The 24,673-nt window shown below is 44.9% G+C and carries 23 protein-coding genes and 1 tRNA gene; 3 read left to right on the top strand and 21 right to left on the bottom strand.

What is annotated here, in order from left to right:
• Nucleotides 1-61: 61 nt before the first annotated feature.
• Nucleotides 62-1,255, top strand: coding sequence for an MFS transporter (locus M3M38_RS04285; RefSeq protein WP_252813669.1), 1,194 nt, complete (start codon nucleotides 62-64; stop codon nucleotides 1,253-1,255).
• 55 nt (nucleotides 1,256-1,310) lie between these two features.
• Here the strand turns inward: M3M38_RS04285 and M3M38_RS04290 are convergent, their stop codons facing one another.
• The 12 genes from M3M38_RS04290 to yycF form a co-directional block, all read right to left on the bottom strand.
• Nucleotides 1,311-1,469, bottom strand: a complete 159-nt coding sequence (locus tag M3M38_RS04290; protein WP_252766528.1) for a hypothetical protein — start codon at nucleotides 1,467-1,469, stop codon at nucleotides 1,311-1,313.
• Nucleotides 1,470-1,516: 47 nt separating this feature from the next.
• A complete protein-coding gene (locus M3M38_RS04295; protein ID WP_252813670.1) occupies nucleotides 1,517-2,299 on the bottom strand; it encodes a sulfite exporter TauE/SafE family protein in 783 nt (260 codons plus the stop codon).
• 123 nt (nucleotides 2,300-2,422) lie between these two features.
• On the bottom strand, nucleotides 2,423-2,575 hold the full coding sequence (locus M3M38_RS04300; RefSeq protein ID WP_252813671.1) for a hypothetical protein: 153 nt from the start codon (nucleotides 2,573-2,575) through the stop codon (nucleotides 2,423-2,425).
• A gap of 169 nt (nucleotides 2,576-2,744) precedes the next feature.
• A complete protein-coding gene (spxB, locus tag M3M38_RS04305; RefSeq protein WP_252813672.1) occupies nucleotides 2,745-4,565 on the bottom strand; it encodes a pyruvate oxidase in 1,821 nt (606 codons plus the stop codon).
• A gap of 111 nt (nucleotides 4,566-4,676) precedes the next feature.
• Nucleotides 4,677-5,438 (bottom strand): YibE/F family protein, encoded by a 762-nt coding sequence (locus M3M38_RS04310; RefSeq protein ID WP_252766532.1) that lies wholly within the window; start codon nucleotides 5,436-5,438, stop codon nucleotides 4,677-4,679.
• Nucleotides 5,435-6,550, bottom strand: a complete 1,116-nt coding sequence (locus tag M3M38_RS04315; protein ID WP_252813673.1) for a YibE/F family protein — start codon at nucleotides 6,548-6,550, stop codon at nucleotides 5,435-5,437. Before M3M38_RS04315 ends, M3M38_RS04310 begins: the two co-directional genes overlap by 4 nt.
• Nucleotides 6,551-6,567: 17 nt before the next feature.
• Nucleotides 6,568-7,047, bottom strand: a complete 480-nt coding sequence (gene rlmH / locus M3M38_RS04320; protein ID WP_252813674.1) for a 23S rRNA (pseudouridine(1915)-N(3))-methyltransferase RlmH — start codon at nucleotides 7,045-7,047, stop codon at nucleotides 6,568-6,570.
• 546 nt (nucleotides 7,048-7,593) lie between these two features.
• Entirely contained in the window at nucleotides 7,594-8,397 is an 804-nt protein-coding gene (locus M3M38_RS04325) for an MBL fold metallo-hydrolase (RefSeq protein WP_252813675.1), read from the bottom strand.
• Nucleotides 8,397-9,236, bottom strand: a complete 840-nt coding sequence (locus M3M38_RS04330; protein WP_252813676.1) for a two-component system regulatory protein YycI — start codon at nucleotides 9,234-9,236, stop codon at nucleotides 8,397-8,399. The genes M3M38_RS04325 and M3M38_RS04330 overlap by 1 nt, the downstream gene beginning before the upstream one ends.
• Nucleotides 9,236-10,561 (bottom strand): YycH family regulatory protein, encoded by a 1,326-nt coding sequence (locus M3M38_RS04335; protein ID WP_252813677.1) that lies wholly within the window; start codon nucleotides 10,559-10,561, stop codon nucleotides 9,236-9,238. The genes M3M38_RS04330 and M3M38_RS04335 overlap by 1 nt, the downstream gene beginning before the upstream one ends.
• On the bottom strand, nucleotides 10,545-12,389 hold the full coding sequence (walK, locus tag M3M38_RS04340; RefSeq protein ID WP_252813678.1) for a cell wall metabolism sensor histidine kinase WalK: 1,845 nt from the start codon (nucleotides 12,387-12,389) through the stop codon (nucleotides 10,545-10,547). The genes M3M38_RS04335 and walK overlap by 17 nt, the downstream gene beginning before the upstream one ends.
• 30 nt (nucleotides 12,390-12,419) lie before the next feature.
• Nucleotides 12,420-13,133: a response regulator YycF gene (gene yycF / locus M3M38_RS04345; protein WP_252766539.1), complete on the bottom strand. Its 714-nt coding sequence runs from the start codon at nucleotides 13,131-13,133 to the stop codon at nucleotides 12,420-12,422.
• Nucleotides 13,134-13,343: 210 nt separating this feature from the next.
• Here yycF and M3M38_RS04350 point away from each other — a divergent pair.
• Together M3M38_RS04350 and M3M38_RS04355 are read left to right on the top strand one after the other, a co-directional pair.
• A tRNA-Lys gene (locus tag M3M38_RS04350) sits at nucleotides 13,344-13,416 on the top strand.
• A gap of 128 nt (nucleotides 13,417-13,544) precedes the next feature.
• Nucleotides 13,545-14,459 carry a prenyltransferase gene (locus M3M38_RS04355; RefSeq protein WP_252813679.1) on the top strand — a complete coding sequence of 305 codons (915 nt, stop codon included), beginning with the start codon at nucleotides 13,545-13,547 and terminating at the stop codon, nucleotides 14,457-14,459.
• A 41-nt stretch (nucleotides 14,460-14,500) separates the two neighbouring features.
• Here M3M38_RS04355 and M3M38_RS04360 read toward each other — a convergent pair whose 3' ends face one another.
• The 9 genes from M3M38_RS04360 to gyrA all read right to left on the bottom strand — a co-directional run bounded on the left by M3M38_RS04360 (nucleotide 14,501) and on the right by gyrA (nucleotide 24,614).
• Nucleotides 14,501-15,445 (bottom strand): DMT family transporter, encoded by a 945-nt coding sequence (locus M3M38_RS04360; RefSeq protein WP_252813680.1) that lies wholly within the window; start codon nucleotides 15,443-15,445, stop codon nucleotides 14,501-14,503.
• 125 nt (nucleotides 15,446-15,570) lie between these two features.
• Nucleotides 15,571-16,542 carry a GMP reductase gene (locus M3M38_RS04365; protein WP_252766542.1) on the bottom strand — a complete coding sequence of 324 codons (972 nt, stop codon included), beginning with the start codon at nucleotides 16,540-16,542 and terminating at the stop codon, nucleotides 15,571-15,573.
• A gap of 135 nt (nucleotides 16,543-16,677) precedes the next feature.
• A complete protein-coding gene (gene dnaB, locus M3M38_RS04370) occupies nucleotides 16,678-18,090 on the bottom strand; it encodes a replicative DNA helicase (RefSeq protein ID WP_252813681.1) in 1,413 nt (470 codons plus the stop codon).
• Nucleotides 18,091-18,123: 33 nt separating this feature from the next.
• Entirely contained in the window at nucleotides 18,124-18,576 is a 453-nt protein-coding gene (gene rplI, locus M3M38_RS04375; protein ID WP_252813682.1) for a 50S ribosomal protein L9, read from the bottom strand.
• Nucleotides 18,577-18,624: 48 nt separating this feature from the next.
• Complete coding sequence (locus M3M38_RS04380) at nucleotides 18,625-20,646, bottom strand: DHH family phosphoesterase (protein ID WP_252813683.1); 2,022 nt, start codon at nucleotides 20,644-20,646, stop codon at nucleotides 18,625-18,627.
• A 155-nt stretch (nucleotides 20,647-20,801) separates the two neighbouring features.
• A complete protein-coding gene (gene rpsR, locus M3M38_RS04385; RefSeq protein WP_252766546.1) occupies nucleotides 20,802-21,053 on the bottom strand; it encodes a 30S ribosomal protein S18 in 252 nt (83 codons plus the stop codon).
• Nucleotides 21,054-21,094: 41 nt separating this feature from the next.
• Entirely contained in the window at nucleotides 21,095-21,616 is a 522-nt protein-coding gene (gene ssb / locus M3M38_RS04390) for a single-stranded DNA-binding protein (protein ID WP_252813684.1), read from the bottom strand.
• Between the two features lie 31 nt (nucleotides 21,617-21,647).
• Nucleotides 21,648-21,941: a 30S ribosomal protein S6 gene (gene rpsF, locus M3M38_RS04395; RefSeq protein WP_252766548.1), complete on the bottom strand. Its 294-nt coding sequence runs from the start codon at nucleotides 21,939-21,941 to the stop codon at nucleotides 21,648-21,650.
• Nucleotides 21,942-22,130: 189 nt separating this feature from the next.
• A complete protein-coding gene (gene gyrA / locus M3M38_RS04400) occupies nucleotides 22,131-24,614 on the bottom strand; it encodes a DNA gyrase subunit A (protein ID WP_252814864.1) in 2,484 nt (827 codons plus the stop codon).
• Between the last annotated feature and the right edge of the window lie 59 nt (nucleotides 24,615-24,673).

The following is a 24,673-nucleotide window of genomic DNA, read 5'->3' on the forward strand; positions in this document are numbered from 1 at the left end:
AAGCAAGATTTGCCGTATAATGATACTTTAGTAATTAATTTTCAGTAAGCGAGGAGTCAGTATGAGTAAAGAAAATCGACGAGCCATTTATATTATCATTGCGGCCAACTTCATCATCTGTTTGGGATGGAGTTTAGTGATTCCTGTCGAACCTTTCATCAAAACGGAATACCATTTAACGGCGGGTGAAATGGGGATGATGACCTCCCTGTTTGCTTTTACCCAGTTTCTCTTTTCCCCCATCGTCGGCCGGCTTTCCGACCGCATCGGCCGGGTTCCCATTCTCACGGCGGGCCTTTTGCTCTATGCCTTTTCCGAGTTCCTCTTTGCGCTGGCGGGATCACTACTATGGTTTGACCTCTCCCGTTTAATTGGTGGAATTTCTGCTGCCATGGTGGGAACCACCTCGATGGCGCTGGCTGCTGATCTTTCGAACGAACGCGAACGAGCACGCGTCATCGGTTGGATTTCTGCCGCATTTAGTGGAGGATTAATCATTGGACCCGGGCTAGGGGGCGTGCTCGCAAACCTCAGCTACAAAACTCCGTTCTGGTTTGCGGGTGTATCTGGAATCGTAGCAGCCCTCGTGTTTGTCGTTGGAATTCCGAGTCACCTCAAAGAACATAGCCACGGCAACGTAGTAGATGGGGTTGCCATTACAGATAAGGGGCTCAAACGTCTGTTAAATAAATCGATTGTGACCCTCTTTTTCATGATTCTGGTTTCCTCATTTGGACTTGCCGGGTTTGAAAGTATCTACACCCTCTACGTCCACCAAGTCTTCAACTTCTCCCTGAACCAAATCGCCCTCGTATTAATTCTAAACGGAATTTTCTCACTCATCTTACAAGTGGTGATGTTCGATCGATTAGTCAGTTGGTTTGGTGAAATTGGGCTTACCCGGATTTGCTTTTTGGTTAGCATGGCTGGGATCTTCTGGATAATTTTCGCTCACACAGCCGTTGAAGTTATCATTGCCACCTTGTTAATCTTTTGTGCTTTTGACGTGCTGCGGCCAGCAATTACCACCTTGTTAACCCGCTTTGGGAAGAACAACCAGGGACTAATCAATGGAGTGAACATGTCACTCACTAGCATCGGTAACATTGCTGGTCCCATCTTTGCGGGAACGTTAATGGATAAAAATCCCAGCCTTCCGTACCTAATTGTGGCCATCATTATGTTATGCTCGGCTTTAATCACTTGGGTGGTCAGTCACGAAATGAAAACTGATCAGCATGTTCGTAGTAATTAAATCGTTAAAAAAAGAGCTTTCCAGTCAGGAAAGTTCTTTTTTATAATCATTCAATTTACTTGTGGTGCTCTAAGGCACAAGCAATGCTGTGCGCCAGCATTCCAAAGATCATCATGTACATGGAAATCATCATTCCCATTTCGTTAGGCATCATCACGAAAACCACTAACGTAATCACCCAAAAGAGAGATAACAGCCAGTAAAATAACTTCATCGAAAAACCTCCTTGCTCAGTTTATTGATATTCTAACATAATTCCATTTAAAAGTAAGCCTTGACAAATAGGTCACCAGCGAGTAAGAAGGCTGCAATGGCAATCAAAATTCGCAGCAGCTTGATGTTGACGTGGCGCACAATCTTAGGACCACAAAAGCCACCGATTAATAAACCAATTCCGAGCGGTAACACGGCGTGCCAAGCAACCGTGGTGGTCATGATAAAGTACGCTGACGAACATAGATTACAAGCAAAGGTCATCACGTTTTTAACGGCGTTGTATTTCGCAAAACTTTCTCGGGTAATCACAGCTAAAATAGCTAAGAGTACGACTCCTCCGGCAGCACCAAAGTAACCGAGATAGCCACCCACCAGAACAATCCCGAGGTAACTAGCTAACGTTAAAATTTTATGCCGAGTGGGATGCATTTCGGCCCGCTGCAAGCGTTCCTCTTCCTTGAGTTCCTTTCCTCGACCAGAAAGTAAAAGCATCACTCCGGCGACCAGAATGAAGAACGGCACGATTTTTTCAAAGGTTGAGGCAGGGGCCACCAGCAGCAGGGCACTCCCGCTCACACTCCCGATAACAGCTAAAATGGTATAGCCCAGAGCACGGTGCCACTGTCCGTGGAGTTCCTTTAACGAAGCTGGAATCGCACCAACTCCCGTAAAAATCAACGAAACCGTGTTGGTAACGTTCGCGATTACCGGTGGGATGCCGACCATTAGGAGCGCTGGATAGGAGGCAATTGACGCCAAACCGGCAATCGTTGCCATTAACCCCGCGACAATCCCCGCTGCGATTAAAAAGATAAATTGTAAGACCATCTAGATTTAGACCCCTTTTTAGAATTTGAATAAACGTTTACTAATTTCAATTATAGTATAAATAACGCAATGGCGAACATCGCATTCTAAAAGTACCATCCTACTGCGAATGATACTTACTTTTTAATTCAGCTTAACCAGTATTTTGTTAGTTTCTTCCGTAGTTGAGGTTGCAGATGCTGGCACCATGATCACCGTAATTGTTGGTTGTTCAACCATCATCAGTTCAATTTCTAACGCCGTCCATTCATCAACGACGACAATACTTTCATCCATTAAAAAATTTTCTTACCGGTTATCAGACCCTATATATCAATGAAATTATCGATGTACTGATAAAACTAATTAATAGTAATTTTAGGTTAAATTTATGTTATTGAGCCAACCAAAAAACGCTTCCCAATTAAATTGAGAAGCGTTTTTTGTATTTTAGGAGTTATCTAAATTAAAGTTGAACACCAAATTCGTCAAAGTAATGTTGTAACGGTAAGAGATTTTCTCCTCCGTAGATGGCAAATAATTCTTCAATCGTCTTAGCTTGTTGATCTGATTTGTCAATCCGGTAGTTAGGACTAACCGTTTCAGAAACCTTGCCGTCTTCAATCTTAACCACTAAGTCTTCCACTGGTAAGGCCCGGTTGTCGTTGATGACAATGTCAATCAAGAATGGACGTCCAGCTTTAACAGCTTCGTTAGCTTGGTCAAAGGCAGCTGGTAATTCAGCGAAGTTAGTTACTCGAACAGCATCTAAGCCCATGGCCTTAGCAATGCCAGCAAAATCTTGCGTTTGTAAGTCTAAGCCGAAGTACTGCATGGCGATGTCTTCTTGTTCACCCTTGATGAAGCTCAAGTCACCATTTTGGGTCACAATGTTGATGATTGGTAATTTATACTTAACTTCCGTAACTAAGTCTTGCATTACCATTGACAAAGCACCGTCACCGGCAATGTTGAAGACTTGTTTATCGGGTTCGTCTAATTTAGCAGCGATAGCACCTGGAATTCCAGAGCCCATCGTAGCGAATAAGGCGGAGATAACCCACTTCATTTGGTCGTTAAAGTTGAGGTATCTAAAGGAACTGATGATGTTGTCACCAACGTCGATGGAGTAAACAGCATCTGGTTCAGCAATCCGGTTAATTTGTTTGTAAACTTGAGCAGGAGTTAAGCTATCTGACTCACTGTCCATAATCTTCTTGATGTATTCTTTCCAGTTTTGCATGTCAGCAACAGCTGCTTTGAAGAATGGACTTTCTGGAGCAGGTTCTGATTGGACCAAAGCCTTTTCCACGAACTTCGTAGCGTCAGACCAGATGGCTAAATCTGGAACGTGGTGCCGTCCTAACTGAATCGTGTTGTTATCAACTTGGATGTACTTGAATTCGTGACTAGCGTAAACACTATTAGCAAAAGCAAAGTCACCACCAATGGCGATTACTAAGTCAGCAGATGCTAAGATTTCGTCGGCAGCCTTAGAAGCAGCCCGGTTAGCAGTTCCGAGGTTTCCTTCGTAAGCTTTGTCAACGTAACCTTGAGCCAAACCATCCATGATTAACGGAACTTGTAACTTCTTGGAAAGTTCGATTAACTTATCGCCACCATCTTTAATCCCACGACCAACGTGGATAACGGGGCGTTTAGCATCCTTCACCATTGCTAAGAAGTCATTCACTTCTTCGTCAGTAGCAACTGGTTGCGGAGCTGGTTTGGAGTAGGTTGGAGCAGCTGAATCGTAACGAACGTCTGGAATTTCTGCAAAACCGAAGTCGTTAGGAATAACCACTACGGCAACCCCTTTATTAGCATAAGCAGCGTGAATAGCTTGATCCACAACGTGTGGCAAACTTTCCGGAGTCATTACTACTCGATCGTAAACAGAAACATCTTCAAACATTGGTACTTCTGGGAATTCCTGGAAGTAGTCATAGTTCATGTTGTTGTGAGCAACTTGACCAACGATGGCTAAAACGGGAACTTTATCTTCCTTGGCATCGTATAAACCGTTTAACATGTTAACGGCACCAGGACCAGCAGAACCAAAGGCCACTCCAATGTGACCAGTTAGTTTAGCGTGCGCAGCGGCAGCTAAAGCCCCAACTTGTTCGTGCCGAATTTGAATGTAATTAATGTTGTCCTTTTCTACGTCCAAAGCGTGCAGAGTTGAGTTAATGGAACCACCAGGATAACCATATACATCTTTAACTCCATAGGCTTCTAAAACCTTCACCATGGCAACTGCAGCAGGAATCTTGTTTACATCTTTCATAATCTTTACCTCCATTTCATGTCTTAATCTTAGCACCACTTGAAACCGCTTTCAAGAATAAAAAACATTTTTTTGGTTATTATGTAAAAAAAGCCAGCTACTTTTAACTGGCTAATTTTTTTGCAATTTACGGTGTTTTTGATGGAGCACCAAACCAATGGTGACGGGAATCGTGAGGATGACTCCAATCGCTGAAATAATCGTCATGATAAACTCGGACACAAAAATTTTATCATTAAGTACCATCCCAAAGGTGTAGTGCAACCGGGCAAACCAGATGAACAGGCCAATTAGTTCGCCATAAAAGCCGAAAAAGAGGGTGTTAAAGGCCGTCCCCACGATTTCTTGGCCGACTCGCATCCCAGTTCGTTTTAACTGCTGGTCACTAATGTTAGCGTCGTGATCTTCTAGCTCCACTAATCCGGTGGCCACCGCCACTGCTGCTTCCGCCACGGCTCCCAAACAACTTAAAATCGTCATGGCACAGGAAACATCTAAAAAGCGAACCCCGAGTTGTAACGACATTCCTTCTAAGTCTTCCGTATTTTCTACACCAAATCCTTGGACCTGCGCCCAGTGTTCTACAGGAATAATCAGCAAAATAACTAAACCCACCACGATTAAAGAAGTGACAAATGCAATGTCAGCGTTGCGGCCCTGTTGGTTCCCAAAGTAAATTGAAACCACCAAGATGATGACAGCGTTACAAAGCGTCACCACCAGATACGGAATGCCCCAGGAAATTAAAACCACGGAGAGAAACACAACCGCAAAGTTAAATAGCAGTCCCAGAAACGAAACCAGTCCTTGACGTCCACCAGCCAGCAGCATTGCTCCCAGTAATACCAGGACTAAAACACTAATTGTACTCATTTGAACACCTTCATTTCACAAATTCCGCCAGCTAAGACCCCCGTAATCGGGACGGTGAGCGCAATTCCAATTCCACTAATCAGACTCTGGACAATCCCTAACGACATAATCATGGAATACGAGTATCCCCAACTATTTCCGTTCTTTAAGAACAGAATCATCATGGGGAAGGTACTAGCCACAAAGATCAAAAAGAGCACGTTAATCAACGGACCCATAATGGAACGACCAATCTTTCTGGCATTCTCAAATAATTCTGCAAACCGCATCGTCGGCTTCTCGCGGTACACGGCAAAGACGCTCGATGTGATGTCTGCGGACAAATCCATGATGGCTCCCAACGAACCAATCATGCTGCCGGCAAAGAACAGCGGTAGTCGTTGCTGGGTCACGTAATCCATCATTTCAAACTTCATTCCACGCTGGTGGGTTAGGCTTAAAACCAGCCAGGCAATGAAGATCGCCGCAGCGGTTCCCAAAATCGTGGCAATGATAGCAACCACCGTTTCTTTAGAACGACCAAAAATCAGTAACGCTGTGATGACCGTAAAGACCACGGCCAATCCCGCAAACAGTACGAAGGGATTCCAATCCGTCCGGACGTCCAGCTCCACCACAATGAAGAACAGCAACGCGTTAACAACTAGGCTCAACAGCGCCATTGACCCGCGGAACTTAAGAATCAGTAATAACAGACTGATTGTGAGCCAAATTAAAAACACCACGACTGTATCGCGCTTAAATCCGTTAATCAGACTGGAAGTATGGTGGTTCGTTCGACCACTCAGGTGCAAAAAGACCTGTTGTCCCGGATGGTATTCCTGATCAGTGGCATTAGAACCAGAAAATTGATTTTGAATTTTTAGCGTTTGCCCGCGCTTTGTTCCGTTCAAAATTTTCAGGGTGACCGACTGGTTTTGCTGGTAATCCTGATTCCGAAATTCATCCGTGGTCTTCATCCGCGGTCCGTTCTTCACCTGCTGAACCTCGGCCACAGTCTGGCTGTATAACGGTGCGTCGTAGTGAGTGATTAAGATGGCTACCATTCCGACGATTAAAACCACCAGAAGCCACCACCATTTCACCTTAATCTGTGGCTTGATTCTACGCATTACGATTCCTTCTTTCCTTATTTATGGTACGGACTATTGCTATTAATCATAAAAGCCCGGTAAATTTGCTCACAGAGTACTACCCGCATTAACTGGTGCGGCAAAGTGAATTTCCCAAATGATAATTTCGCGTCAGCGCGTTGCAAAACGGCTGGGGCTAATCCCAGCGATCCTCCAATGATAAAGGTTAAATCTGAATGTCCGTAGGTGGTTAAGTCCTTGATTTGTTGCGCGAATTCTTCCGAGGTCAGCTGTTGTCCGTTAATTGCTAAGGCAAACACGTATTCACGATCGCTCACCTTGTCCAAGATTCGTTCCCCTTCTTTGGCCATCACCTGTTCCATTTCAGCCAGACTTAGAGATTCCGGGGCTTTTTCGTCACGAACCTCGACTAGCGAAAATTTACAAAAACGAGAGAGGCGTTTGCGATACTCCGCAATAGCAGCTGCAAAGTATTTTTCCTTTAATTTTCCCACTACCACTAGTTTAATGTTCATAACTATCATCCTTTCAACAGTTTATCCACAAAGTTATCCACAGAAAAATAACTTTTATGCTCTTTTTCCTAGTTTATCTCCACCTGTGATTTCCGGAATTTTGTCAACCACTTTTTTAGTTATCCACATTCTTAACAGCAACATCTGTTCGTTAACCCAGGAAAAATAGCTGTGAAACGTTTATATTAAGGCATTTTAAAATCAAATAAAAATGTTCCGCAAAGTTATTAACAACACTTGTGGATAACTTCAAACAACTTATGAACGAGCTCTCGTTGCCATCATTACTTGTTTTTCTTTTTATCCACTGATTTTATCCACAAAGTTATCCACCAAAAATCAAACTGCTCTCCTGCAACCTAAATTTTTCCAAAACTTTCAGAGCGTGAAACTTTTTTTGTTCGGTTTTATCTGAAAGTGACGCTTAATTAGGTCCCCTCTACCATATCATTTTTTATCCCAACCGCTGGGACCAGTGCCCACCACTCACCTTTTTTAGACAAATAAAAAAGCACGGCGCAATCACTGCTGTCGTGCCTAATTAGACTAGAGAGTTATTAGCGGGGATGCTTTTTCAACATCCGTATCGAACAATTGAAAGTCGTGACCCACCCCAAGTCCGTTATTTTTCATGATTGATGCCACTGTCAAACGGGCCAGCGCTTTGGTGTTATTGTGGTGGCTCCGGTGGGCTAAAAAGATTCGTTTGGTATTTAAACCCATCACATCCATCAAAATTTCCGTACTATCCTGATTGGATAAGTGACCGGTCGAGCTATTAATCCGGAGTTTCGTGGAATAAGAATAATCCCCGTTCATTAACATCTCGGGATCATAGTTACATTCAAAGAGATAAGCGTCGGCATTGCGAATTAACCCCGCCACGTGATCAGAAACCGAACCGGTATCAGTAATAATTACAAAGCTTTTTCCATTGTGATGATAGTTATAGAACTGGGCGTGAGCCGCATCATGAGCCACCGTAAAACTCTCAACGTCCAAATCGCCCCACAGTTCGGTGGTATCCGGATCAAACACGTATTTCTGTTCCACCGGAATCTTGCCAATTTTACCATCCATGGCGTGCCAGGTTTCTTCGTTCGCGTAAACATTCATCCCGTACTTACGGGCAAGAATCCCCACTCCCTTGGCATGATCCGTGTGTTCGTGAGTGACCAGCATGGTATCAACATCAGTTAAATCCTTGCCAATCCCCTCCATCAACCGTTTAATTCGGATTCCGGATAAACCGGCATCTTGGATAATTTTATGCTGGGGCGTTTCGATGTAGGTACAATTACCGCCACTCCCACTCGACAACACGCTAATTTTAAAATCATCCGCACTCATTAATTTCCCACACTTTCTACTTTTGCTTTTCCATTCTGTTGTTCCTGCACTTTTTCCGTGCTAACAGAGGCCCCGTTAAAGGCGTTAATCCGTTTAATTTGCACCTTTGAATTTGACTTGCTATTAATGGCAACGACCCAAGTCGGAATGTAAACTTCCTTCCCGTTTAGCTCTAAGAACCGTGTATATGCGAGCTTCGTCCAGAGAATTTTAGTATTATTGGGCAACTCATTGTACTGGTACAAGCTGATGATGGCCCGTTCTTCTGTAATCAAGTCATTCTTTTCGTGCAGAATCTTCACGTTGGTCAGCTCCCGTTGGGTATAACCGACCACCTGCTGATCAGCCACGCTAAAGGTGATTTGGGCGTTGGAAGAGAAGAAAGGACCTTGTTGACCCTGCTGTGAATAAACCACCTTGGTGGCGCTCGAAAGGTCACGATCATAGCGGTACTGATCCGCATCCAGCACGAATCCCTTCTTTTTCATCAACCGGTTCAAAGTCCGTTCTGGATGATCGGGATTAACCTTTACGGTGGACTTAAAGTCGCTCACAATCGCGTTATTTTCACTACGCGCATTTTGATTCTTCAGCTCACCTAACCGCGTCTCAAACTGATCCTGCGGTTCTGCCGATAGATAATAACCGGTCTCCTTTTTGTTACTAAGTTTCCCAAACTTGATGTTATCGCGTTTCATATCACGGACAATCGCGCTATTTACACTCCCAGCGTTCTCGCTGTCATCTTGCACCTTGCTATTCTTAGTCATCATGAACAAAAACACGTCAATCACAATAAAAGCGATTAAGAAGATTCCTTGAATTCGTTTAAAATTCATTAGAAGTTCTCCTTTCGTGCTTTGTCAAAATTACCTTGCTCTAGGTCCTGATAGTTCAACCACTGGTTGTTATACTTCACGAACCAACTCGGTCGCAACAAGATAAGCAATTTATGCTCATCGTTTGGCACGATTTGATAGCCAATTTGGATGTTACTAATCTTTTTAGTGTCTACGTTGTCCTTGATTAGTTCCGTGAGCAATTCTTTACTACTTGGCAAAGTCGTTTGTTGTTCCTCAGTTGGAACCGGAATTTGAAAGTCGCGCAGCGAGAATTGGTAACGTTCGGTCGTCCCATTAATAAATTGATACGTATAATTACCGAGCTGCTGATCCCCAAAAATTGGGAATCCATCAATAAAGGATCGGTACACCACCATCTTATTCTGCTTTTGGTAAGTATCAAACTGGGAAGAGCCTAGTGGCACTCCGAGTTGGACTGCATTTTTGTAAGCCACTCGGAGCGCATCATCTTCCGTCTTTACAGTCTTTTGGGGACGAAAGTTGTTGTAGGTCACGTCGTCATTGCTCGTAAAGGTTAGATCCTGATTGGCCGACGAGTAAATGGTATCACCCTGATGGTGTTTCACAGTTGTATCCGTACTATTCCCAATAATCCGACTTAAATAGGTCGACTGGGACTGTTCTTGCAACATGTATCCATAATCCTTGAGCTTAATCTCATGTGGAAAGTAGAGAAACGGCTTGTTATTTAAGGACCGAATCTCGACCTGGTTGCTCACGACCTCGTGGGTTATCGTCCGGTGCAGCTGCTTTAAGTTTAAGTTCTTAATGCCGGCTTCATAGATTTGGTAGTTCTGGTCGTTTAAAAAGTAGATCTTACCTTTATCATCTAACGGCACCACGATGCGCTGAAATTGTTGTCGCTTGGAAAAGAGATCCGTTTGCTTTAAAACCTGTCCGAGAATCGGAGCCGACATGCTATCATTGTAATTCAAAGTCAGCGAGTTGGGTTGATTTAAAACATCAAAGTAGCGTTGCTTCTTGTTCGTGCTAACTCGCTTTAAGTCATTCATTTCTGTTCGGCGGAGCTGTTTTATTAGTGTCCCCACAATGTTGGTGGTGGGAGAAGTCAGCATCTTTTGGTGTTGATGATCATCCGTTTTAATCACTCGCAGGGGCGAATAAACGTCCTGCAGCGGGCGGACGTTAGTATCATTATGCAACGCCACCGACCGGTTTTGATGTGTCTTACTACTAAACCGCGCCGGATTAGTCAGTAACGAAACCGACAAAACCACGCTAATCAGTACGGCCAATGTTAGTGAAAGTGGTAAAAAATAGCGTTTAAGCTTCTCCATCATCCCAAAGGTCCTCCTCAATTGATTCATATGGAAGTGAGATATAGAAGGTGGAACCGCGGCCTTCCGTACTTTCGACCCGGATGGAACCACCAAATGATTCGATGATTTCCTTCGAAATGGCCAGACCAAGTCCACTTCCTCCTTGGGCCCGCGACCGCGCTTTGTCTACCCGGTAGAACCGATCAAAGATGTGTTTCAAAGCACTCTGTGGCATTCCCAGTCCTTGGTCACTAATGCTCAGGACTACGCGGTTATGATCTTCGTACAACCGACAGGTAATCACGCCCCCGTCTGGAGAATACTTCACCGCGTTGTTCATAATGTTATCAATCACCTGCGTAAAGCGATCGGGATCAATTTCTGCCCATAAATCCTGTTTGGTGAACTCCCGCTTGATCCGATAGTGCTTCTTTTCATCATTTTTCACAATCATATCGAAACGATCTAGGATGTAGTTAAAAATCTTATTGATGTTAACTAATTCACTATCATACTTCTGCGTTCCCGAATCCATTCGTGACAAAGTTAAAAGGTCGTTAATCATCCGAATCATCCGGTCCGTTTCATCCTGGGTAACGTGTAAGAATTTAGGCGCTAATTCTGGATCCTTCCAGGCGCCGTCAGTCAAGGCTTCTAGATATGAATGTACACTCGTTAACGGCGTCCGTAACTCATGCGACACGTTGGATACAAACTGGCGCCGGTCTTCATCAATTTTTTGTTGCGCTGTAACGTCATGGAACACGCACACTAATCCATTGATAAACCCAGATTTCCGTTGGATCAATGAGAAATGGGCTGATAAAATCAAGCGGCGTTCGGACGTTGAAAAATCGAGGTAAACTTGCCCAGGATCTTCAATCAAATCCCGCAGGTTATATTGATCCTCTAACTTCAAGACCTTGAGGATTGGTTGCCCTACGACCGCTTGTTTTGAGGTTCCCAGCAACTCAATCGCTTCATCATTCACAATCGTAACCAGTCCCCGGCGATCGGTGGCTACCACGCCATCTGTCATGTTATCTAGCACCGAATCCAGCCGGCGCCGCTCCGACTCCGTAGATTCTTGGGATTCTTCCACCTGCACCGACAAATTGTTAACGGCATGCGCTAGTTGACCCAGCTCATCGTTACCATATACCTGCACGTGCCCTGAATAATCGCCCCGCGCAATCTGTTCGGTCTGGCGCTTCAATTCATCAATCGGCTTGGTAATCGTGCGCGAAATGATTAGTGTCAGTAAGAGTCCCAGGATAATCGACAGAACGGCCGCAAACAAATAAATAATCGTGATGTTGTTAATGTTACGGTACACCTGACTTAAATTAGCCCGAATGTACACAACTCCCTCGATGTTATTCTGGTTTTTCGCACTGTTAATTAGCGGCGTTACCTGAATGTAGTACCGGTTATTGTTACTGGAGGTCGTTTTTTCAATCGTTTTACTACTGTATAACGCCGTCTTAATGTCGCCGTCGGTGTTCTTTTGACCGACCAGCGATTGTTCGTTGCTTTGATTGGTTCCCCGGATGTTCCCCCGGGCATCTACGACCGTCACTTCGGCGTTATTGCTAACGTCCGCATCTTGTAAAATCGTTTGAATCTGCTTGTTCGCCTTGATTTGATTCCGATTTGCCAACTGCTTCTTTAATGACGTATTGATGTACGGCTTGAGTTGAATTGATTCCTTAAACGTATTGAGGTTTTGATACTCCAACTGCCGCACAAAAACGGCCCCCACGGTTTCGAGCGTTAACAGCATCATTAACACGAAGACTAACGCAATTTTAAAGTGAATGGATTTAAAAAACTTCCATTTTAGGGCCATGCTGTTGCTCCTTCAGTCTCATTCGTTGGGTTACTTAGCTTCTGGATTATCACGCACATAATAACCAACCCCACGTCGAGTAACCAACCACTGGGGGTGACTAGGATCGTCTTCAATCTTTTCCCGTAGCCGCCGAACCGTCACGTCTACGGTCCGCACGTCCCCAAAGTAATCATAGCCCCACACAGTTTGGAGGAGGTGTTCCCGGGTCATCACCTGCCCGCTGTGTTGAGCGAGGTAGTGAATTAGTTCAAACTCGCGATGAGTTAAATCAACCGGGGCTCCATCCTTGGTTACGGAATACGAATCCGGATGAATCGTGAGATTTCCAATCGTAATGTCATGTTGTTCGTTATCCGTTGGTCCCGCTGCTTCATTGGCTACGGACTGCCGCCGTAAATTAGCCTTCACCCGGGCCACTAATTCCCGGTTAGAAAACGGCTTCGTAACATAGTCATCGGCTCCGATTTCCAGTCCAAGCACTTTATCTAACTCAGAATCCTTAGCAGTCACCATAATAATCGGCATGTCGTGGGTCTTGCGAATTTCTTTGGCTACTTCCAAACCGTCCATCTTCGGCAACATTAAATCAAGGATGACCAAATCGGGATGGTCATCTTCGACCTTAGCTAGGGCCTCCTCTCCATCATAAGCAACGATGACCTCGTAACCTTCTTTTTCTAAACTAAATTTTTCAATGTCTGTAATGGGTTTTTCGTCATCAACGACTAGTATTTTTGCCATCTTTTTCAATGCTCCTATCGTTAATTTTGCGATTTAAATCAGGAATTGATTAAGACTTACACAAACGCTCAATCATGATTAGTATATCACACCTCCAACCCATTCCTGTTGCCTCCACTCTAGCTTCCCCCCTGATCTGGTCATTTTTTTGCAAAAAAAGGTTGCGCGTTGGTAGGGTCCATGCTAATATAATACATGTACTTTTGATTTGGGCAGTTAGCTCAGCTGGCAGAGCAACGGACTCTTAATCCGTGGGTCCAGGGTTCGATCCCCTGACTGCCCATCCCAAGAACGACTATGATGGTCGTTCTTTTTTTATGCTCATTTTTAACCATCACCATTTAACCGATGGGGTTACAATGAGAGCAACCCGTTTCGTGTTAAATTAATTGAATAAAGGAGAAACTACTAATGAAAAGTTGGCAGCAAATTGCAAAAATTACCCGCCTGCACTCGTTAATCGCATCGGTACTCCCGTTTTGTCTGGGGTTATTATTCGCCCTCTTTCAGTACCAAACGGTAAATGCTGTAAACAGTGTGATTTTCTTTTTAATTACCTGTCTCATGCAGATTATCGTCAACCTCTTTGATACCTACAAAGACTACAAAAATGCATTAAAATATCATCTGACCCAAGAAGAGGATGGCATCTTTTCGAAGGTAAAGAACGCGACTGAGGCACGGAATCTCAAGCTAGCAATCTACGGACTCACCTTAGTGGGAGCGTTACTCGCTTTGTGGTTGGTTCTACGAACCAGTCCCGTCATTTTACTACTCGGTCTCACCGGGGCCGCCATCGGTTACCTCTATAGTGGCGGACCTCATCCCATTCAAAATGGACCACTGGGCGACGTAGCTTCGGGAATCATCATGGGTTACATCATTTCGTTAGCAGCCGTCTTGATTAACATCCAACCTAGGCAATTTAGTTGGAGCATTGCTGGTAAAATGATTCTAGTCGCCGGCATTGCCGTCTGTGCAATTACCAATATTAGTCTAGCCAACAACCTCTGTGACTATGATGAAGACGTCAAGTTCCACCGGTTTACCAGCGTTAGCTATCTCGGCAAAGAGGGAACGCTGCGCTTTTACGCCATAAACTACGTCATTGGCTATCTGTGCACCTTCATCTCCATCTGTCTCGGTTGGTTACCGTGGTCGACGATTCTGGTATTACTGACGATTCCGTTGGTAATTAAAAACACCCGCCGCTTCTGGCAGGTGCAGAGTAAACAAAAAACCTTTGTGTTGACGATTCGCAATGACATTGCCATCACGTTCGCCGTAGTGCTTTCAACCATCATCTACGCCTTATTTCAGGTGTAAGCAAAAAGCGTCTCCCATTTTTTCAATGGAAGACGCTTTTTTTATTGGTTGGCTTTCGCATCAATGCGATAACCGTATAAAGTAATTAGCGAACTGACAATGATGATGGCTACTCCAATCATAGTCGATAGACTGATGTGTTCCCCAATTAGGAAAAACGCAAAGATTGGCGATAGCACTGGTTTAAAGAAGAACACCAATGAGGCCATCGTGACACCACCTTCTTGGAGGGCGAGAAAGTAAAAGGCAAAGCCCCCACCGGTTACGGCCACCCCGACGAACAGTAAGATCCAAAGGTTTGGCAGGTTAACGTTGGTCAAAATTGGAATGTCCGCAAACGGTTTTAACCAGCCGATGGAACGCATTCTGGTAGCCACAGGCGGAATCTTGGTGATTAAGATCAATCCTAGCAGTTCAATCGCTCCGGCAATGAAGGTAAAACCAGTCATTACCACTCCGTCAAGTTGTACCCGCAGGGATGAGGCCTGCGACATGATGCTGTAAAAACCAAACGTGGCGGCTGCGAGAATCGCAAAGAAAATTCCCAGCGGATCCGTCAGTTTAAACGGATTAACGATTACCAGTAACCCAATCACAGACAGCACTAGCGAAATTACATCGGCACGTGAAACCTGCTCGTGCAAAATCAGATAGGCAAAGATTAACGCAAACACCGGATTACAACTGAACAGGACGGCGACAATTGCCGGTTCTCCGTATTCAATCGCCAATTGGTACAGCGTCATCGAAATGACCACACACAGAAAGCCAGTTAGTCCAAAGACCTTCCAATCCGACCAATGAATCCGACGTTGTTGTTTTTTTAAATGGGAAAAGGCAAACGGGAGAATTACTAGTCCCCCGAGCGTGAACCGAATCAAGTTCAGTTGAATCGGATTAAACTGATTTCCGGCGGACTTTAACGCAATTTCCATCAAACTAAATAGAACGGTTGAAAATAAGACGTAAATTAATGATTTTTTCATTGTATGAATTCTCCTCTTCCTTTCCAAAATACAAAAAAAGGGGAGAAATTGCAAATTCAGCTAAAAAGCAGAACTGCCGTTAGGCCAGTTCTGCTTTTTGTTTCACATGAAACAAAGACTAATCATTAGTCCCCGTTATAAATCGTATCCTTCACAATCACATAGTCAACCGTCTGTAACGCCTGCAAATCGCGGCCACCCGCGTAGGAAATCGATGACTGCAAGTCTTCCTTCATTTCTTGCAATGTGTCATAGATACTGCCCTTGTAGGGAACCAGTAGCTTTTTGCCTTCGACGTTATGATAAGCGCCCTTTTGGTATTCGGAAGCAGAACCGAAGTATTCCTTGTACTTCTGACCACCTTCCTCAACTTCTTTCCCAGGTGATTCTAAGTGACCGGCAAACAGCGAACCAATCATACACATCGTGGCACCAAAGCGAATTGACTTGGCAATGTCACCATCGGTCCGAATTCCACCATCGGCCACAATTGGTTTGCGGGCTGCTTTAGCACAGTACCGGATGGCAGCTAATTGCCAACCACCCGTTCCAAAACCAGTTTTAACTTTCGTGATGCAGGCTTTTCCGGGTCCCACTCCCACTTTGGTAGCATCGGCACCAGCATTTTCTAACGCCCGCACCCCTTCTGGAGTCCCGACGTTTCCGGCAATCACAAACGAAGTTGGTAGTTGTTCTTTAATGAACTTAATCATCTTGATGACGGAATCAGAGTAACCATGGGCAATGTCGATTGTAATGTACTCTGGTTCTAAGTGGTCCGCAGCTAAACTGGTAATAAAGTCGTACTCACCGGGCTTTACTCCCACACTAATGGAAGCAAATAATCCCCGGTCGTGCATCCGCTTCACAAAGTCATGACGTGCTTCTGGTTGGAAGCGGTGCATCACGTAGAAGTAACCGTTTTGCGCTAACGAAACGGCCAAGTCTTCATTAATTACCGTTTGCATGTTAGCGGGAACAACGGGGAGCTTAAACTGCCGGCCCCCAAACTCGACCGTCGTATCGCACTCACTCCGGGAGTTCACGATACACTTATTGGGAATCAATTGAATGTCATTATAATCAAATACTTCCATGGTTCACTCTCCTAATCACGAACATTAATGATTTTAAATTTTATTTCATTCGCAGACCTCTAATATCATACCGAAGCCGCCCTTAATAGTCAATTAATCGGACCAAACAAAAAAGCGAAACCCGCTGGGATTTCGCTATTCTGGGGTGTTGGCCACCGAAGTAAACTTATTAAATGATTTTACAAACATCAGATTAACCGTGCCCCGTGGACCCGATCGATTCTTTTCAATGATGACTTCAACCATTCCCACGTTATTATCGGCATCCTCGCGTGGATCTATGTCAGCATCATCAGCATCATTGCCGTTTTCGCTGTCACGTTCATAATAATCATCTCGATACAGAAAGGCCACGATGTCCGCATCCTGTTCAATCGAACCAGATTCCCGGATATCGGACAGCACTGGTCGTTTATCTTGACGTTGTTCCACACCCCGTGATAGTTGGGACAGCGCAATGATTGGTACCTGTAACTCATTAGCTAATTTCTTAAGTTGGCGTGAAATTTCAGAAACCTCTTGCTGCCGACTTTCCCGGGTACTCCCTTCAATTAACTGGAGGTAGTCAATCACAATTAAGCCTAGACCACCATCTGGATCACGTTCGGCTTCCTTTTTTAAGCGCCGACAGTTCGCCCGAATTGAAGCAATCCGGGCTCCTGGAGTATCGTCAATAAAAATATTAGCCGTAGACAAGGTCCCCATGGCCATTGTTAGGTTATTCCATTCGTCGGCATTTAATTCCCCAGTTCGGAGATGGTTAGCATCAATGCTCCCTTCAGCACAAATCATCCGGTTCACCAATGATTCAGCGCTCATTTCTAAACTGAAGAGGGCAACGGTCTTGTTTGTCTTAACTCCCACGTTTTGGGCAATGTTAAGTGCAAAGGCTGTTTTTCCGACGGCTGGTCGCGCGGCTAGAATAACTAATTCTCCCGGATGCAGACCGGTCGTCATTTGGTCTAACGCCTTGTACCCCGTTGGTAATCCAGTTACATCGTCACCACCATTTTCAGCCAGCTCGTTAATGCTTTCAAATGCCTGGTCTAAAACATCTCGAATCGGTTGAAATCCGCTCTGATTTCGATCCTCCGACACGTCCATGATTTCTCGTTCCGCGTTATCTAAGAGTGTGTCGAGATCTTCATCTTCATCGTAACCATCAGTGGCAATTTTCGTCGCTGTTTCAATTAACCGTCGTAGGGTAGCCTTTTTACTTACAATCTTGGCGTAGTAGGTTAGGTTGGCCGCGGTCGGTACCGATTCGGCTAGCTCAACAATCGCCGAAACCCCACCCACGTCCTCAAGCTGGTTCTGGCTCTTCAGTCGGTCCGTTACGGTGACGGCATCAATTCCCTCATCTTGATCAGCTAAATCCAGCATCGCTTGGTAAATCAACTGGTGAGAGTGTTTGTAAAAATCATCTGGATGCAACAATTCCATGGCATCCGGTAGGGTCGTTGGGGCGAGAAAAATGGAACCTAGTACAGCCTTTTCCGCTTCGACGTTTTGCGGTGGCGTGTGATCCGTCAACACATCGTTATTCATACTCTAACCCTTTTCTTTACGTTGCTAGTAAAACTATTTTTCCGCAATGTGCACCCGAATTGTCCCCGTAACGCTGGGATGTAATTTAACGGGAACGTTGGTGTATCCCATTGCTTTAATTGGTTCAGCTAGTTCAATCTTACGTTTATCAATTTTAACTTGGTATTGGTCTGCCAATGCTTGAGCGATTTGTTTGCTGGTAATCGAACCAAACAAGCGTCCATCTTTTCCGGACTTTGCTCGCAGTTCTACTACCGTTTCATCCTTTTCCAAAAAGGCTTTAAGTTGCTTGGCTTCTGCCAACTCTTCTTCAGCATTTTCTTCAGCGTGTTTTTGCTGCGCCTTTACCCGACTAATCGCTGATTTAGTGGCTGGTTCAGCTAAACCATTCTTAATCAGGTAGTTTTGGGCATATCCAGCTGGGACTTGCTTAATTTCTCCGCGTTTACCTTTACCACGAACGTCTTCCAAAAAGATTACTTGCATAATAATCCACTCCTTTAGTTTTAATGTAACAAATTTAATTCCATTCTGCTATTTAGCCGCTGCCTCATCTTCAGCCAAGCTATCCCGAATGGTGGTTTGCAGGAGTTCACTGGCTTCTACGACCGACTGATCCTTAATTTGTGTTGCTCCTGCTCCTAGGTGACCTCCGCCACCCAGTTTTTCCATGATGACCTGGACATTAATACTGCCGTCACTTCGGGCAGAAATCCCGACGTTACCATCGTACCGCCGAAAGACCACGAAGGACGCCTCAACGCCATCCACCGAGAGTAAAGAGTCCACCGATTTGGCGGCCGTCACGGAATCATACTGAACATCATCTTCGGCCGTAATGATGGCAATGTGATCCGTCTCAAACTTCACTAACGAAATCAGATGATTTTCGGCCATGTAATTTTTGACGTTTTCCTTCATAAACGATGAAATTTCATCGACGTTGGCTCCCGCCGACCGTAAGTAACTGGCAGCGTCAAACGTCCGTGTTCCAGTTTTAACCGTAAAGGACTGCGTATCAACCACGATTCCGGTCAACATTGCAGTCGCTTCCAAGTCATTCATCGGGTCCGCTGACTGCGACTGGTACTCAAACATTTCCGTAATCAATTCACAGGCAGACGAAGCATAGGGTTCCACGTAGGCCAACAATGGATTGGCTGGAAACTCCTCACCCCGCCGGTGGTGGTCAATGATGACGACCCGATTTTCTAACTTCTGGTACAGATCTTGAGCCACTCCAATCTTTGGGTTCGAGTGGTCAACCATAATCATCAAACTATCATCGGTAGCCAGCTTAACGGCTTCATCACTGGTAATGATTGAATTTTGAATGTCTGGGTAGTCCTCAATCTTATCCAGCAATCGCCGGATATCTGTGTGCACGTCCTGATTATTAAAGACGATGTAACATTCTTTACCGTTCATTTGCGCAATCCGTCGAATTCCCATGGCCGCTCCCCAGGAATCCATGTCCGGTTGTTGGTGTCCATCCACAAAGATTTTGTCGGCGGTTCCCATTAATTGAACTAGTGCATGAGTAATCATCCGAGCCCGAACCCGCGTCCGTTTTTCCATCGGATTAGTCTTACCACCAAAGAAAATCGCCTTGCCATCCTTAGATTTGATAACCGCCTGATCTCCACCTCGACCAAGCGCTAGGTCTAAGTTACTTTGCGCTAGATCAGCCAGCCGGTTCAAATCAGTATCTCCATAAGCAATCCCGATACTCAAGGTAATCGGGAAGTTTTGCTGAACAGTCCCCTTGCGAATCGTATCGAGCACGTTAAATTTATCTTTTTCCACGTCCTGTAACGATTGGACGTACATCATGATGGAATAGTGTTCCGCATCAATCCGTTTGAGGTAAATCCCATATTCCTGGGCCCAGTTTGTCAGCTTGTTCGTGACGTAATTGCGCAAGTTAGAAATTTCTTGGTCCGACATAGATTGACTAACTTCATCAAAATTATCAAGATAAATTTCTCCAATCGCAATCTTTTCGTTTTCGTACTGCACCTCTATATCAGCATAATTAGTAATATCCATCATATAGATGGTTCGGTACTGGCGCTGAATCAAGAAGTTAAAGTAGTGTCCGTTCCAGGCCGCTTCAAACGATTGATCCTGATCCCAATTCTTTTTAATTAACTCTGCCAGTTGAGGCGCCACTTGGGAAATGGTACGCCCAACCACCCGCTCCGTCTGAAAGTACGGTTGTAGATAGGGATTAATCCAACTCACCCGTTGGGATGAATCTAAAATCAAGACCCCGAGTGGCATTTCCAAAAGCGACTCTTGTTCCCCGCGGTTAATTAAATACGAGAGCCGATCCATATAGTTATCTGCGTTTTGCTCCACCACGTTGAGCTCTTTAATGATAAAGAAGAGGCCCACACAGGCTAACACAAGCAAGACGACTCCGATCCATAAGTTATACAAAAATGCGATTACTAAGCCTAACACCAAGTTTAAGGTGATGAAAATCGCAATGGTCCGTAAGTGTTGATTATGCACAAACGGTGGCAATGTGAACGTCTTTTTTTCGTTTTTCATCGTCTTCTCCTTTGCCAAATTAAGGCATTGTTAAGCTATATTCTATCACAAACTGGCATACAAACAGAGGTCAATCCCCAACTAGCTGGGAGAGCCTAGAAAAAAGGCAATAAAAAAGAGCTCCTCGCAATTGAGCAGCTCTGATTGTGTATCACTTAGTCTTCCACCACAAATGGTAACAAGCCCATGATCCGGGCCCGTTTAATAGCGATGGTTAACTTCCGTTGGTTCTTAGCGCTAGTTCCCGTTACTCGACGTGGTAAAATTTTACCCCGTTCTGAGATGAACCGCTTTAATAAATCAACGTCTTTGTAGTCGATGTATTCAATGTGGTTAGCAGCGATGAAGTCTACCTTACGGCGACGACGTCCACCTCTTCTACCTCTTGAGTGTCTTTGTTCAGGCATGTGTTTTCCCTCCTCGTTCGTTAATCGAATTTTACCATTCCCTAGAATGGCAAATCGTCATCGGAAATATCGATTTGGTCACCAGAACCCGCGAACGGATCGGCAGAATTATCGTTCCCATTCTGGTTATTGTTAGCCGGATTGGAATCTGATTGTCCGCCAAAGTTGTTGGATTGTGGCGTCCCAAATGGATTTTGTTGCGAAGCTTGGTGGCCCATGTTGTTATTACCTTGTTGTCCACCATTACGGGGTTCTAACAAAGTAAAGTTTTCAACCACAACTTCCGTTACATAAACTCGTTGACCCTGCTTGTTTTCGTAGTTACGCGTTTGAATCCGCCCTTCTACTCCCAGCAGAGAACCCTTATGAACGAAGTTAGCAAGATTTTCAGCCGATTTCCGCCAAATAACACAATTAACAAAGTCAGCTTCCCGGTCACCATTTTGATTGGTGAAGCGCCGATCGACAGCCAGGGTAAAAGAACCCACGGCTGCGCCGCTTTGGGTGTATCGCAAATCAACATCTCGTGTTAAACGTCCGGTTAGGACAACGGTATTAATCATACTGAAACGCTCCTCTCGCTCTTATCACAATTTAGTTATCACGTTTAACAGTCATTTGCCGTAAAATGTTGTCACTAAACTTAGCTAACCGGTCGAACTCGTCGATGGCTTGGCTGTCTTCAGCGGTCAAGTTTACAACGTGGTAAATTCCTTCGTTGAAACCATCAATTTCGTAAGCAAAACGACGCTTTGACCAATCTTTAGAATCAATCAACTTGGCACCATTGTCAGTCAAAATCTTGTCAAACCGTTCTACTAAAGCAGTTTTAGCAGCGTCATCAAGATCAGGACGGATGATGTAAGTAATTTCATATTTGTTTTCCATGAATATGCACCTCCTTATGGACTTTCGGCCCTCCAACCATTTGAAGAGCAAGGGTTGTAGCTTAACCCGAGGTCAACCTACAGATTAACATTATAGCATTGGTTCTCGTTCTTGACAATCCACGAACGTGATTTAGCGATACTTAGTTAAATACGCAAAAAGGATGCCAACCTGGCATCCTTTTTTAAATTATTCGTTGGTAGTTGGCGTTGCTGTCGCATTCACCTCGGACTCATCGTCATCGGCCTTCGCCACGATCGCCATGGTGGCGACCTTAGCATCGTCATCAATGCGAATCAGGTGCACTCCTAACGTGGCCCGCCCGGTTTCAGAAACAGAATCCGTTGCAAATCGAATCATTACACCTTGGTCAGTAATTAACATGATATCTTCATCACCCATTACTACCCCAAGTCCAACAATCGGACCGTTCTTAGTCGCTACGTTCGCAGTTTTAATTCCTTTACCACCGCGTCCTTTAATTGGGTATTCAGAGACCGGTGTCCGTTTCCCGTATCCTTTTTCAGAAATCACAAACACGTCCCCGCCTGGAGCCAGCACGTCGGCTCCAATCACGAAGTCATGGTCTCGTAGTTTAATTCCACGAACTCCAGTCGCAGTCCGTCCCATAGACCGAACTGCATCTGCTTTGAAGCTGACGGCGTACCCTAGATGGGTACCGATAATCACATTATCAGTAGCTTGGACTAACGAAACTTTAATCACTTCGTCGTCATCGCGTAGATTAATCGCCTTTAACCCATTATTACGAATGTTTACAAACTCTGCCAACGGCGTTCGTTTAACCGTTCCCAGCTTGGTGGTAAAGAAGAGGTCCTTATTAGTTAGTTCATCCGTATCACTGATGTCTAACACGGTTTGAATCTTTTCGTGTTCCCCGAGTTGTAAGAGGTTCACAATCGGGATTCCTTTCGCTGAACGACCGTATTCTGGCACTTCGTAGGCCTTCATGCTGTAAACTTTTCCAGCCGTCGTGAAGAACAACAGTAAATCGTGGGTAGAGCCCACCAAGAGGTGTTCAATAAAGTCATCCTGGTTAACGCCCATTCCCTTGATACCCCGGCCACCCCGGTTCTGAGTTTTAAAGTCATCAGTTGGAATCCGTTTAATGTAACCGTTATGGGTCAAGGTGATTGTAACGTTTTTAGCTTCAATCAGATCTTCATCTTCAATATTGTTAATTTCTCCGACCATTAATTCGGTCCGCCGCGGATCTCCAAACTTCTTTTGAGTCTCCAGCAACTCGTTGTAAATGATAGAAGTGACGCGGTCGTGACTGTTTAAAATGTCTTCGTAGTCTTTAATCTGTTCCAATAATTTTTGGTGTTCATCGATGATTTTACCGCGTTCCAGCCCGGTTAACCGGACCAACCGCATGTCCAAGATGGCCTGGGCTTGCTTGTCATCTAAGTCAAAGTTATCGATTAATTGTTGTTTGGCAATTTCGCCGGTTTTGGAACTCCGAATGATCTGAATGACTTGATCAATGTGATCTAGCGCTACTAACAATCCAGCAAGGATGTGAGCCCGCGCCTGCGCCTTTTTCAGGTTAAATCGGGTCCGTCTCGTGATGACGTCAACCTGATAATCCAAATAGTTATTGAGAATTTCCTTTAAACTCAAAACCTTCGGAGCTCCATCACTAATGGCCAGCATGTTAAAGCTGTAAGACGTCTGCATCAAGGTTAATTTGTAGAGATTGTTTAACACCACTTCAGCACTCGCATCGCGCCGAATATCAATCACAATCCGCATTCCTTCCCGGTCGGATTCATCGTTAATTGCCGTAATCCCGCTAATCCGCTTATCACGCACTAAATCAGCAATCCGTTCGATTAACTTGGCCTTGTTGACCATGTAAGGTAACTCGGTTGCGATAATGGTTTGCTTGCCATGCCGGTCCTCTTCGATGTCAACCTTAGCCCGCACCACAATGTTCCCACGTCCGGTTTCATAGGCATGCCGAATTCCAGACTTACCCATCACAATGCCACCGGTTGGAAAATCGGGCCCAGGCAGTGCTTCCATCAATTCATTAACGCTCGCATCCGGGTTCTTCATCAGGATGTGAATGGCAGAAATGACTTCGCTCAGGTTGTGTGGTGGAATGTTTGTTGCCATTCCCACGGCAATTCCCGTCGCTCCGTTCAACAACAGGTTCGGAATCCGGGCCGGTAAGACCACCGGTTCCCGTTCCGTCCCATCGTAGTTAGGAGCAAAATCCACCGTATCCTTGTTAATATCCCGGAGCATCTCTAACGAGATCTTGCTCAACCGAGCTTCGGTATAACGCATGGCCGCGGCACCGTCACCATCGACCGAACCAAAGTTTCCGTGACCATCAACCAGCAGATAACGGTAACTAAAGTCCTGTGCCATCCGTACCATTGCTTCGTAAATTGAGCTATCACCGTGGGGATGGTACTTCCCCATGACGTCGCCCACGATCCGGGCTGATTTCTTGTACGGCTTATCCGGAGTAACTCCCAACTGATCCATTCCGTACAAAATCCGACGGTTTACAGGCTTCAATCCATCCCGGACATCGGGAAGCGCCCGTGCTACAATCACGCTCATTGCATAGTCCAAAAACGAGGACTTCATCTTTTTTGATAATTCAACGTTAGTAATTCTTGTTTCCGGCGTTTCCATTTCGTTTGCCAAGTAACTTGCCTCCGTTCCCTTAGGTAACCATTCCTATGATTGTTTCA

The organism is Fructilactobacillus cliffordii, from assembly GCF_024029355.1.
GTDB classification, from domain to species: Bacteria; Bacillota; Bacilli; order Lactobacillales; family Lactobacillaceae; genus Fructilactobacillus; species Fructilactobacillus cliffordii.

What these genes read in the sequence shown, in the direction of transcription:
- M3M38_RS04285 (WP_252813669.1), top strand. Translation starts at nt 62, where the DNA reads ATGAGTAAAGAAAATCGACGAGCCATTTATATTATCATTGCGGCCAAC.
- M3M38_RS04290 (WP_252766528.1), bottom strand. Translation starts at nt 1,469, where the DNA reads ATGAAGTTATTTTACTGGCTGTTATCTCTCTTTTGGGTGATTACGTTA.
- M3M38_RS04295 (WP_252813670.1), bottom strand. Translation starts at nt 2,299, where the DNA reads ATGGTCTTACAATTTATCTTTTTAATCGCAGCGGGGATTGTCGCGGGG.
- M3M38_RS04300 (WP_252813671.1), bottom strand. Translation starts at nt 2,575, where the DNA reads ATGGATGAAAGTATTGTCGTCGTTGATGAATGGACGGCGTTAGAAATT.
- spxB (WP_252813672.1), bottom strand. Translation starts at nt 4,565, where the DNA reads ATGAAAGATGTAAACAAGATTCCTGCTGCAGTTGCCATGGTGAAGGTT.
- M3M38_RS04310 (WP_252766532.1), bottom strand. Translation starts at nt 5,438, where the DNA reads ATGAGTACAATTAGTGTTTTAGTCCTGGTATTACTGGGAGCAATGCTG.
- M3M38_RS04315 (WP_252813673.1), bottom strand. Translation starts at nt 6,550, where the DNA reads ATGCGTAGAATCAAGCCACAGATTAAGGTGAAATGGTGGTGGCTTCTG.
- rlmH (WP_252813674.1), bottom strand. Translation starts at nt 7,047, where the DNA reads ATGAACATTAAACTAGTGGTAGTGGGAAAATTAAAGGAAAAATACTTT.
- M3M38_RS04325 (WP_252813675.1), bottom strand. Translation starts at nt 8,397, where the DNA reads ATGAGTGCGGATGATTTTAAAATTAGCGTGTTGTCGAGTGGGAGTGGC.
- M3M38_RS04330 (WP_252813676.1), bottom strand. Translation starts at nt 9,236, where the DNA reads ATGAATTTTAAACGAATTCAAGGAATCTTCTTAATCGCTTTTATTGTG.
- M3M38_RS04335 (WP_252813677.1), bottom strand. Translation starts at nt 10,561, where the DNA reads ATGATGGAGAAGCTTAAACGCTATTTTTTACCACTTTCACTAACATTG.
- walK (WP_252813678.1), bottom strand. Translation starts at nt 12,389, where the DNA reads ATGGCCCTAAAATGGAAGTTTTTTAAATCCATTCACTTTAAAATTGCG.
- yycF (WP_252766539.1), bottom strand. Translation starts at nt 13,133, where the DNA reads ATGGCAAAAATACTAGTCGTTGATGACGAAAAACCCATTACAGACATT.
- M3M38_RS04355 (WP_252813679.1), top strand. Translation starts at nt 13,545, where the DNA reads ATGAAAAGTTGGCAGCAAATTGCAAAAATTACCCGCCTGCACTCGTTA.
- M3M38_RS04360 (WP_252813680.1), bottom strand. Translation starts at nt 15,445, where the DNA reads ATGAAAAAATCATTAATTTACGTCTTATTTTCAACCGTTCTATTTAGT.
- M3M38_RS04365 (WP_252766542.1), bottom strand. Translation starts at nt 16,542, where the DNA reads ATGGAAGTATTTGATTATAATGACATTCAATTGATTCCCAATAAGTGT.
- dnaB (WP_252813681.1), bottom strand. Translation starts at nt 18,090, where the DNA reads ATGAATAACGATGTGTTGACGGATCACACGCCACCGCAAAACGTCGAA.
- rplI (WP_252813682.1), bottom strand. Translation starts at nt 18,576, where the DNA reads ATGCAAGTAATCTTTTTGGAAGACGTTCGTGGTAAAGGTAAACGCGGA.
- M3M38_RS04380 (WP_252813683.1), bottom strand. Translation starts at nt 20,646, where the DNA reads ATGAAAAACGAAAAAAAGACGTTCACATTGCCACCGTTTGTGCATAAT.
- rpsR (WP_252766546.1), bottom strand. Translation starts at nt 21,053, where the DNA reads ATGCCTGAACAAAGACACTCAAGAGGTAGAAGAGGTGGACGTCGTCGC.
- ssb (WP_252813684.1), bottom strand. Translation starts at nt 21,616, where the DNA reads ATGATTAATACCGTTGTCCTAACCGGACGTTTAACACGAGATGTTGAT.
- rpsF (WP_252766548.1), bottom strand. Translation starts at nt 21,941, where the DNA reads ATGGAAAACAAATATGAAATTACTTACATCATCCGTCCTGATCTTGAT.
- gyrA (WP_252814864.1), bottom strand. Translation starts at nt 24,614, where the DNA reads ATGGAAACGCCGGAAACAAGAATTACTAACGTTGAATTATCAAAAAAG.